Annotated in this window: 7 protein-coding genes and 2 pseudogenes; 6 read left to right on the plus strand and 3 right to left on the minus strand. The window is 61.6% G+C overall.

What is annotated here, in order from left to right; all coding sequences use genetic code 11:
* Window positions 1-292: 292 nt before the first annotated feature.
* The gene (locus tag MTR62_RS18105) at window positions 293-1186 is read right to left on the minus strand and encodes a LysR substrate-binding domain-containing protein (RefSeq protein ID WP_244023571.1); all 894 of its coding nucleotides are present in this window, start codon (window positions 1184-1186) and stop codon (window positions 293-295) included.
* 108 nt (window positions 1187-1294) lie between these two features.
* On the opposite strand from MTR62_RS18105, the gene MTR62_RS18110 reads away from it, so the two are divergent.
* From MTR62_RS18110 to MTR62_RS18125, 4 genes and pseudogenes are all read left to right on the plus strand, one after another.
* Window positions 1295-2377 (plus strand): YeiH family protein, encoded by a 1083-nt coding sequence (locus MTR62_RS18110; RefSeq protein ID WP_244023573.1) that lies wholly within the window; start codon window positions 1295-1297, stop codon window positions 2375-2377.
* 373 nt (window positions 2378-2750) lie between these two features.
* Window positions 2751-4289: an MDR family MFS transporter gene (locus tag MTR62_RS18115; RefSeq protein ID WP_244023575.1), complete on the plus strand. Its 1539-nt coding sequence runs from the start codon at window positions 2751-2753 to the stop codon at window positions 4287-4289.
* A gap of 359 nt (window positions 4290-4648) precedes the next feature.
* Window positions 4649-4819 (plus strand): annotated as a pseudogene (locus MTR62_RS18120) (transposase); the annotation flags it as partial.
* A 209-nt stretch (window positions 4820-5028) separates the two neighbouring features.
* Window positions 5029-6075: an IS110 family RNA-guided transposase gene (locus MTR62_RS18125; protein ID WP_244023577.1), complete on the plus strand. Its 1047-nt coding sequence runs from the start codon at window positions 5029-5031 to the stop codon at window positions 6073-6075.
* A 234-nt stretch (window positions 6076-6309) separates the two neighbouring features.
* On the opposite strand, the pseudogene MTR62_RS18130 reads toward MTR62_RS18125, so the two are convergent.
* A pseudogene (locus tag MTR62_RS18130) lies at window positions 6310-6734 on the minus strand (IS21 family transposase); the annotation flags it as partial.
* Here MTR62_RS18130 and MTR62_RS18135 point away from each other — a divergent pair.
* Window positions 6625-7350: an isocitrate lyase/phosphoenolpyruvate mutase family protein gene (locus MTR62_RS18135; protein ID WP_244023579.1), complete on the plus strand. Its 726-nt coding sequence runs from the start codon at window positions 6625-6627 to the stop codon at window positions 7348-7350. The pseudogene MTR62_RS18130 and the gene MTR62_RS18135 sit on opposite strands and share 110 nt — an antisense overlap.
* A gap of 157 nt (window positions 7351-7507) precedes the next feature.
* Here MTR62_RS18135 and MTR62_RS18140 read toward each other — a convergent pair whose 3' ends face one another.
* Window positions 7508-9115: a glycosyl hydrolase family 79 N-terminal domain-containing protein gene (locus MTR62_RS18140; RefSeq protein WP_244023583.1), complete on the minus strand. Its 1608-nt coding sequence runs from the start codon at window positions 9113-9115 to the stop codon at window positions 7508-7510.
* A 415-nt stretch (window positions 9116-9530) separates the two neighbouring features.
* Here MTR62_RS18140 and MTR62_RS18145 point away from each other — a divergent pair, with 415 nt between their 5' ends.
* Entirely contained in the window at window positions 9531-9947 is a 417-nt protein-coding gene (locus tag MTR62_RS18145; RefSeq protein WP_244023581.1) for an acyl-CoA thioesterase, read from the plus strand.
* Window positions 9948-9986: the final 39 nt, after the last annotated feature.

The following is a 9986-nucleotide window of genomic DNA, read 5'->3' on the forward strand; positions in this document are numbered from 1 at the left end:
CTGAAGGTCGCGAAATCAGATTGAGACGCCTTGTTCTCCATGACCGCCATTATGCGGCGGTCAAGCGCCGACCGCGGAGAGAAGCGAGTGATCCATGGGAACGATCACAAAGTCGAGGAAGCAGCTTGACCCACGAGGCCCCAATCAGAGAAGGCTCTTAGATGGCTGTGAACGCAGGAGCCTGCTTGCCAATCAGTTCCAGCAGAGCCTCGGCTGTTCTGGTGCGATAGCGTTCCTTGTGGCGTAATCCAAAGAAGGGGCGGGGGGCAAAGGCAAGCGGGGCGACATGCANTTAGATGGCTGTGAACGCAGGAGCCTGCTTGCCAATCAGTTCCAGCAGAGCCTCGGCTGTTCTGGTGCGATAGCGTTCCTTGTGGCGTAATCCAAAGAAGGGGCGGGGGGCAAAGGCAAGCGGGGCGACATGCAACAGGCCCGCCTCGATTGCAGGTGCCACGACCAGTGCCGACAGGACGGCAACGCCGGCACCCGCTTCGACGGCGGTGCGAACGCTCTCGTTCGAGGGCATGACAAGCGCGACATCAAGCGTGTCGGGATCAATTCCACGGGCCCGCAGATAGGTGTCGAAGGTCGAGCGTGTGCCAGACCCAGGCTCGCGCTGTACCCAGCGGGCTTGGCGCAACCATGCCGCATCGAGAGGCCCTTGTGTGAAAGGTTTGGCGCCGACCAGCAGCAGGCGGTCTTCCCCTATCGGCCAGTGCGCCAACGACGGATCGTCGATCGCGCCCTCCACGATCCCAAGATCCGCATCGCCGTCGTGAACCCTTGTCGCGGCCTGTTCCGTGTTGCCGATTGCCAGATCGATCGCGATCTCCGGGTAGAGGCCATGGAACGCGGCGAGGATCGGTGGCAGCCAATAGGCCGCGATAGTCTGGCTGGCGATAACGCGCAGCGTGCCGCGCTTCAGTCCGCTCAACTCGTCCAGCACATGCTCCGCCGCGCCGGCCCGCGCCAGTACGCCGCGGGCTTCGGTCAGGAACAGCCGCCCCGCCTCGGTCAGCGCGATGCCGCGCCCGACGCGATGGAACAGCTTGATCGCGTGCCGTTCCTCCAGTGCGGCGATGGCGGCCGAGGCGGCGGATTGCGTGACATGGAGGGCGCGTGCCGCGGCCGTCATGTGTTCGCGCTCGGCCACGCCGACAAAGATCCGAAGTTGCTCGAGCGTCATGCCGCTACACTATCACAACCAATCTTCTTTTGCGATTGGAATGACAATTAAGATCTGTTGGATCGATCAATCAGCGTGGGGCAGTTGCGGTGACGAAAGGAAAGTCTGATGTCCTGTCGTCCGCGTTCATTGCCGTCTGTTTTCACCCGTGCGGTTGTTCGCCGCCTTCCGGGGATCGGTCTGTGCCTCGCCGTGACCGGCGCGGCCTATGCTCTTGAAGGGGGGGAGCGCGCCATCGTCGGCAAAGCCTGGCTCGAAGCGCTCGTCCTTGCCATCCTGGTCGGTACGGCGGTGCGCAGCCTGTGGACGCCTGGCCATCGTTGGCGGCAGGGCATTGCATGGAGTGCGAAATATCTGCTGGAAGCAGCCGTCGTCCTGCTTGGCGCTTCGGTTAGCGCAACAACCCTGCTGTCCGCTGGCCTTCCCCTGCTGGCCGGGATCGCGATTGTGGTGGCGACGGCGATTATCCTCAGCTTCGGCTTCGGTCGCCTGCTGGGGTTGCCAACGCGAATGGCGCTGTTGGTCGCGTGCGGCAACGCGATTTGCGGCAACTCCGCCATCGCGGCCGTCGCACCGGTCATCGCAGCCGACAACGATGACGTGGCGGCCTCCATCGCCTTCACGGCCGTGCTGGGTGTCTTGGTCGTCCTCGTATTGCCGCTCATCGGCATGGTGCTGGGTATGCGTGGGCTCGCGTTCGGCGCATTCGCCGGGCTTACCGTCTATGCGGTCCCCCAAGTGCTTGCCGCGACCGCGCCGATGGGCGCCACTGCCGTGCAGATGGGCACTCTGGTCAAGCTTGTGCGCGTGCTCATGCTCGGGCCGGTGTGCCTTGTCCTGTCGCTGTTGGCGCCGCGACTTGCGCCGCATGGGGCGCATGATGGTGCCTTTGGCGCCAGCAATACCACGGCCAGGCGGGTCGATCTGGCGCATGTGGTGCCATGGTTCATTGTCGGCTTCCTGACGCTGTTGGCCTGCCGCTCTTCGGGGCTGCTTCCGGCGGCCGCTCTTGCGCCGGTTGGGAAGGTGGCGACGCTATTTACGATCGTTTCCATGGCAGCGCTCGGCCTGGGTGTGGACCTTGGCGCCCTCGCCAAGGCGGGGGGCAGGGTGACGGCCGTCGCCGTTCTCTCTCTCCTCGGGCTGGGCGCTATGAGCTTGGCCCTGTTGAACCTTCTGCACATGCCCTGAGTGGGTAGCGGCGGGCGTATGGCGTGATGGAATAGTCGGCTGGCCCCGAGGCGATTGACGCAGAAGTGGCCAGCCTGCTTGCCCCTGCGCAAAATACGGAGTCCGGGCAGGGCGATTGCGCCGGTGCTGCGCGCCGTGACGGATAATCGACGTCCGACCGCGCCAACCCGGTTGCAGTCAATGCATCCCATGCGCGCGCCTCACGCTTTCCAAAGGCGCAACCTTGCCTGTAGGGAAGGATCGATTCCACTCCCCGCGATGAAAGTGGGCCCACGACCACCCTGCGGGCGCCGCTTCTCCTTCGCCAGGCATTCTTGCGTCACCGGAAAAGCAGATAGATCATGACCCCCACCGCCTTTTCCTTCCGGTTTCCATGCTGAAGCCGAGACGCCGGGGCATAGCCTCGGTCAATGCGGAAATCCGCGACGGGATCGTTCCCGCCGCCAGCGCGCTCGCTCCGGCCCGCGATCCCGGCGGCCCTGATACGTCGGGTCCCAACTACCGCGTTGTCGCGCTGATCGTCGCCTCGGCGCTGTTCATGGAATTTGTCGACGCGACCGTACTGGCGACGGCTCTGCCAACGATGGCCCGTGACTTTGGCGTGCGCGCGCAAGACATGAGCATCGCTCTCACGTCCTACCTGCTGGCTCTGGCAATCTTCATCCCGGCCTCGGGGCTGCTCGCCGACAGGTTCGGTTCGCGCACTGTATTTCGCGCCGCGATCGCGCTGTTCATGGTGGGCAGCCTTGCCTGCGGGCAGGCGCCGACGCTGGAGCTGATCGTGCTCGCGCGCTTCGTGCAGGGGATGGGCGGGGCGATGATGATCCCGGTCGGACGGCTGGTGCTGCTGCGCTCGGTCGCCAAGCAGGACATGGTCAACGCGATGTCCTGGCTGCTGGTGCCAGCGCTGATCGGGCCGATCGTCGGGCCGCCGCTCGGCGGGTTCATCGTGACCTACCTCGACTGGCGCTGGATCTTCTACATCAACTTGCCGATCGGCCTCATCGGCCTGTGGCTGGTGACGCGCTACATCGCCAATTTCCGGGAGAAAGATGTCGCGCCCTTCGACGGGCCCGGCTTTGTACTGAGCGGTCTGTCGCTCGGCTGCCTGCTGTTCGGGTTCGAGATGGCGAGCCGCGCGGGCAAGGGACCCCTGGCGCTGGGGCTGATCGCGATCGGAACGGCGGCGGGCGTACTCTACATTCGCCACGCGAAAGGCCGCGGCGGGGCGATCCTCGACCTCACGCTGCTCAAGGACCGCACGTTTCGTCTTTCGGTGATCGCCGGGTCGGTCACGCGTATCACGCAAGGCGCGCAACCGTTCCTGTTGCCGCTGATGATGCAGGTGGGCTTTGGCTTTAGCGCCGCGCGCAGTGGCACGATCACGGTTGCCACCGCCGTCGGCTCGCTTGCGATGAAGGCCGCGGCCCCGCGCGTGCTGCGTCGCTTCGGGTTCCGGCGCACGCTGATCTGGAATGGCGTGATCGCCACGGCAGGCTACGCCACCTGTGGGCTGTTCAGCCCGAACTGGCCGACCTGGGCGATGTTCGGCATCCTGGCGTTCTCGGGCTTTTTCATGTCGTTGCAATTCACCGCTTACAACACCATCGCCTATGATGGCATCGAGCCGCGCCAGATGAGCAGCGCGACCGCATTCTACTCAACGTTCCAGCAATTGATGCTCTCGCTCGGTATCTGCGTGGCCGCCGTGGCGTTGCACCTTGCGATGCTCGTTCACGGCAGCGCGCACGCCACCCTCGGTGATTTCTCGGCGGCGTTCTGGGTCGTTACGGCGATTTCGTTGGGCGCTACGATCTGGAACATGCGCTTCGCCAACGATGCCGGTGCCCAGATCAGCGGGCATGTCGCTGCGCACGAGAGTAGCGGGGACATGGAGGCTGCCAAGGAATAAGCCAGGCGCAGGCACGGGAAAATCGGGCGGCGGCTATCACCCCGCTCTGCACAGACGCCGAAAATGCGCCGCCTGTACGCTCCTGGGTAAGGGAAACGGGCGCCTGAACGGCCGACTAGCGGCGCTCTCCCCGTTAGCGTCCGCGCTCGTGGTGTAATTTTCGGTGTAGATTGAGGTTGTCGCATGGGGTGGGGCATGCCCACCCCATGCGATTTCGAACTCCGTGGCCACCGGGCTCATCGGTAAGGTGGAGTTACCACACTTCACACGCCCACCGAGAAGTTGATCCCGATGACCGACGAAGACTACCGCTTGCCGAACGGATGGCGAAGAGCGGAGACACAGAGTTCCTGCGCATGATCGCCGAGCGCGTCCATGCCTTCCTCAAGCGACCGCTTGCTGGCGACGGGTCCTACCTCTGGCTCGATCCCACCTATCTGAAGGTGCGCGAGGGGGGGGGACGGATCGTCAGTGTCGCCGCGATAATCGCCTTTGCCGTCAACACCGAGGGCAAGCGCGAGATCGTCGGTCGTCGCGGCCGCGATCCGTCAGGTCTTCCTCCAGCCCGATCATGCGGCCGCGACACAGGCCTGGCGCCAGTTCGCCGATCAATTGCGAGCCCGATGGCCAGAACCGAAATTACACCGCATAGCGTCAATCGCAGGTGGGGCTCCTTGATCGAGCGAGTGCCCTCCATACTGGCATCGGCCATTTTGCCGCAGCTATGAGGAGAACTGCCATGAAACCTTATGCTGGGCTGGACGTGAGCCAGCATTCAACTTCGATCTGCATCGTCGACGAAATAGGAGACATTATCGTCGAACGCAAAGTTCCGACATGCCCCGACGCGATCGCGGCCGCGTTGAAGCCGTTCGATCTCTCCCGCGCAGGGCTCGAGACTGGGCCATTGTCAGTGTGGTTATGGAACGAGCTGAGCGCTGCGGGCGTGCCAATCATCTGCATGGATGCGCGCCATGCCAACGCTGCTTTGAAGATGATGCCCGCCAAGACCGATCGGAACGATGCGGCCGGGCTCGCGCAAATCGTGAGGACCGGTTGGTGCAAGCGCGTCCACGTGAAGTCGACGCCCGGCCACGAAGCGCGGGCGCTGCTGGCGGCGCGAAGTCCGCTCGTCCAGATCCGCTGCGACCTGGAGAACGAGATCAGGGGCGTGCTGCGCACCTTCGGTATCTTGTTCGGCAAGCGGGTCGGTGGCTTCGCCAAGCGCGCGGAGGAGATCGCCTCGGGCGAGTTGGACGCTTCTTTGATGAGCCGCGTTGTGGTCGAGGCGCTGATGAAGGCGAGGCACGATGCAGCGGCTCAGGTTAGCGCCCTCGACGTCAGGGTGCGCTCGTCGTCGCGTGGGAATCCTGTCGTCCGACATCTCATGACCGTGCCGGGAGTGGGCGCCATCACCGCGCCAGGGGGCGTCGCCACCATCGACGATCCAACCCGGTTCCGACGATCAGCGAGCGCAGGTGCGTATCTTGGCCTCACTCCGAAGATATATGCCTCAGACGAGACGATGAAAGTAGGGCGAATATCGCGTCGAGGCGACGACTTCCTTCGCCGCAGCCTCTATGAGGCCGCGCATGCTCTATTGACGCGCGTGTCGCATCCATCGTCGCTGAAAGCTTGGGGCTTGCGCATTGCAAAGCGAAGCGGCTTCAAGCGAGCTAAAGTTGCCGTCACCCGGAAGCTGGCAGTCATACTTCATGCACTGTGGTTAAGCGGAGAGGAATTCCGGTGGTCCAGTAATACCCCGCAGCGGCCGCTCGCGGGGTAGCAGGTCAAACGCGCGTATCGAGCTGCCGAAATCGTTCGGCCAGGACGATGGCGAGAACCGAGTTCCGACTGTCAACAGGCGAGCGCCGGGGGGCAACCCGATGACCGCGAACACCACATTGGTCGGTTCAACCCATCCCACGCCATGCTGAGGCCGACCTGTTCCTACCTCGAAGAGAACCATGAGCCTGGTATCAGAGCAGCTTGACGAATGCGATTAGAGAACATTGACGGACGTGACCTTGGTATGGGCGACCTGCAGCTTGGTCACCTTGCCGTCCAGCACGGCATAATCCTCGCTCCAGTCGAACTGGAAGGCCTCGCCAGGCTGGAAAACCAAAGGCACGAACGTCCCGCGCCCACTGGTCTGCTGTTCATACTGAAGCTCGGTCCGCCATCGCCGCGCAAAGGCGGCCACCCGGTTATAGGAGCCATCGTAACCCAGCGTCACCAGATCACCGTAGAGTTGCTTGGCGGTCCGCTTCTCTTTCGCGATTTCTTGGATTCCACTCGCAACCAGGCCGTCAGCTTGTTCGCGAAAGGATCGAGTTTGCTGGGCCGCACCGGAACCTTGAAGCTGGGCTCAACCGTATCGCAGCGCAGATACTTGCGGATGGTGTTGCGGGACAGGCCGGTCCGGCGCCTGATCTTCCATCCCATGGATATGTACGAAAAGCGCGTTTGCCCGCGCGAACTGCTTGCCGAACCCGAATGCCCACCCCTGATGGGGGACCAGATCTTCGGAAAACACACCGATCAGGAGGCCCTACTGACCCCGACCGACGTCATGTCCGAGAAGATCCGGGCCTGCTGCGATGCGCGCAAGGATCCGAACTTCATGATCATTGCGCGAACCGACGCGCTCTACCTCCAGGACGATGCCGAAGCGGCTATCGCCCAAGCCAACGCGTACCTCGAGGCGGGCGCGGACGCGGCTTTTGTCGTGTTCAAGGGCTCGATCAAGGCGCTCAAGAACTTCAGGGCACGGATCAAGGGGCCCCTGATCGTGACCAGCGTCGACTTCCAGAATTCGATGGCCGAAGAAACCGAAGCCGGAACCAATATGTCGGTCTACTGGCCGTTGACGATCTTCGCCGCGTTCAAGGCAGTTAAGCACGTCTGCGAACGCTTCTGCGAAACCCGCGACGCGACACAGCTCCAGGAATATTGCTTCGACGAAGGCGCTCTCAACACGCTGATGCCCTACGACCGCTTCGATGAAAATGTGGCGACCTATCGTGTTCGAGACGCGTTGCTTTCGTCTGCGGGCGATTGAACTCTAAAGCTGAGAACGAAGCTCGTCAGAAGATCGCCTGAATGGGACCTGCCAACAACGACCTTTTTCGGAATCTCAGTGGCAAGATAGCAATGCCGGCTTGCGGAAAGGCCGGTGTCCGGATGTCAGCCTTCCGGTCTGGCACCTAAAGGCGATCTCAATGGGGGCTACAGGCCGGGGCGCCTGCCTCGGGAAAGGCAAGAAAGCTGATGGTGCGCGGTGCAAACGTCGAGTTGTGCGATCGCTCGATGATACCGCTGATAGGGGGAAGCCTATTATTGGCGCCGAGCTTCAGCGACTGTCCGTTCAGCTTGGCGCCCGTCGATGGCGTGACTGGCGCGGAAAGGGTGTAACGCCAACGCCTGCCTGGGAAGCTGATCGACACTTCACGTGCCGCATGAGTATTGATGACCAGCAACGTAACGCCTCCAGGGTGGTCAGGCTGACAATGGGCATAGACATGAAGACCGGGCTGAAGCGGAATTCCAGCATCGAGAACCGTCGTTCCCATCAGCCTGTGCCAGAGCAATGCTGCCCAATAGTTGGCTTTAGGGCTGAAGTCGTCAGGATCCAGTAAACTGTAGCTACCAGCAGCAAGAGTATTATGCATCACGACTTGAACGTGCGCCTTTGCCAGTCGGCCCAGTTGGTCGAGATAGCGAAAGCTGTCGATGAAGCTTCCGGCCCACGGATTACCTCCGCAAGCTGCATCCGCACCCTCGGTCATCCAGATTGGTCTGCCGGGGGCATAGCGATCGCGCAGCGCTGCATAGTAGGCTTGGGTTTCGCTGGTCCGGCCGAGCCATTGTTCGGACAAGGCGTCGTCCAGCGTGGTCTGTGGCATGTGGGAGGCCGCGCACCGAACAGATGCGGCGCCATAATGGTGGTAGGAAAAGGCATCGATATCTGCCCCGCCGCTGGCAAGCAGTCTTGGGCTGGGAATCGATCCGGGGATGCCGGGTGGCATCCCCCAGGGTTCGGGCGTTTCGGTGGCTGAACCGGGGCCAAGGATCAGCATGCCCGGCGCTTCTCTTTTTGCGAAGGCACGGAAGCTTTGGAAATCTCGTCCATAAGCGGCGGCGTCATATCCCTTGGGAGCACCGCTGATCCCGGCAATCGATGGTTCGTTCATAAATTCTGCAGCAGTGATCGTACCGCCTATCGCGCGGGTGTAAGCGAGCCAACGTCTGGCCTCGTCCGGGGTCCACGAGCCACGGCTGTCCCGCGTGCCGGGACTGATCGCGAAAGATGTCACGATCTTCGAATTCGTTGCCTTGGCGAACGCGATGACACCACGCCATTGCTGGCGCGTGAGAACGCCCTTGAAACCATCGGGCGCCTTGACGGGGGAAGAATCGCTGGCGGCGAAATAGACACTGTTGGCCCACGTGCCGGAAACGCGGACATAGGCAGGGCCGAGCGCACGGGCGAGGAGACGAAGCCGGGCGTTTGCGAGGTCGATGGGGGGGCGATATTCGAACTGGCTGGAGTCTACTCCTAGCTGCGCGTTGGCAGGGTCAGGTTTGGCAGCGACGTGGGAGCCATAGGGCTTCCAGAAAGCGCCGCCGGTCACCTCGACCATCTCTATGTTGTAAGATTGAAAGCGGGGATCGATCGTTCCAACCAAGGGCAAGCGGGCCGGATCGATGGTGGCGCGAAGATCTCTTGCCGGGGCCTGAGCCGATGAAGGCGAGAAAAGGAATGCTGTAAGTGGTAGCGCCGCAAGGTAAAGGCACCTAGCCCGTAGTGTAAAGTTGGCGTGCATCACTTCATCTCCCAATTTTTCCCTCGTCGTCACACTCCATGCAGCTTATACCAAGCTGCAGTGATGCTGACGCATCAGCAGCTTGGAACGCTCAGGTGCCGCGCGGGCTTGACCAAACTGCGATGAGTCAAGCTCAACGCAATTTGGTATTAGAGCGGTTTTCGATCAGATTGCATCAGATCGACCGCTCTAGCTTTTTGTTTTGACGCATTTTCTGAACCGTCAGGTGATTTTACCTGATTGGGAAATGCTCTAAGATCAAATAATGATTTCTGGTAAGGCCATAGACATGGCCTATGGCGCAGTCGCCCATCGACACACACGACCCATTGTCGCCCCTCAGGGGGCGGTGTTTACTTTCCAGATTCGGAAGGGCCGCTTTCCTTGACCAAAGGAGCGTGATACTAACGTATACGTGACCCATTCCATTCCCCACCGGTTTCCGATCGGCATCGCCCCGAGTGACATCGACTTCATGGGACATGTCAACAACGCCAGCTATTTGAAATGGGTGCAGGCTGCTGTCATCGATCATTGGCGTGCGTTGGCGCCTGCAGAAGCAATCAGGCAGCATCTGTGGGTAGCGATCAAGCACGAAATCACTTACCGCCGACCGGCTTTTCTGGAAGATGACGTCATAGCCACGGTGGTTTTAGAAAAAGTGCAGGGTGCCAGAGCTTTTTACGAAACGGTGATCAGGCGTGGGGAAGAGGTTCTGGCTGAAGTGAAGTCCAGTTGGTGTTGTCTTGATGCAGCGACCATGCGGCCTGCGCGCTTGGCAAGCGACGTGATCAAGCGTTTTTTCTCGGCCTCAGAAGTGAGCCAGCTCTAAGAGCCTTCTCTGATTGGGGCTTCGTGGGTCAAGCTGCTT

Origin of the sequence: Novosphingobium organovorum (genome assembly GCF_022832435.1) — a bacterium.
Classification (GTDB): domain Bacteria; phylum Pseudomonadota; class Alphaproteobacteria; order Sphingomonadales; family Sphingomonadaceae; genus Novosphingobium; species Novosphingobium organovorum.

Bases quoted from the DNA above. Each gene is read 5' to 3' on its own strand.
- MTR62_RS18110 (WP_244023573.1), top strand. From the start codon at position 1,295: ATGTCCTGTCGTCCGCGTTCATTGCCGTCTGTTTTCACCCGTGCGGTT.
- MTR62_RS18105 (WP_244023571.1), bottom strand. From the start codon at position 1,186: ATGACGCTCGAGCAACTTCGGATCTTTGTCGGCGTGGCCGAGCGCGAA.
- MTR62_RS18140 (WP_244023583.1), bottom strand. From the start codon at position 9,115: ATGCACGCCAACTTTACACTACGGGCTAGGTGCCTTTACCTTGCGGCG.
- MTR62_RS18115 (WP_244023575.1), top strand. From the start codon at position 2,751: ATGCTGAAGCCGAGACGCCGGGGCATAGCCTCGGTCAATGCGGAAATC.
- MTR62_RS18125 (WP_244023577.1), top strand. From the start codon at position 5,029: ATGAAACCTTATGCTGGGCTGGACGTGAGCCAGCATTCAACTTCGATC.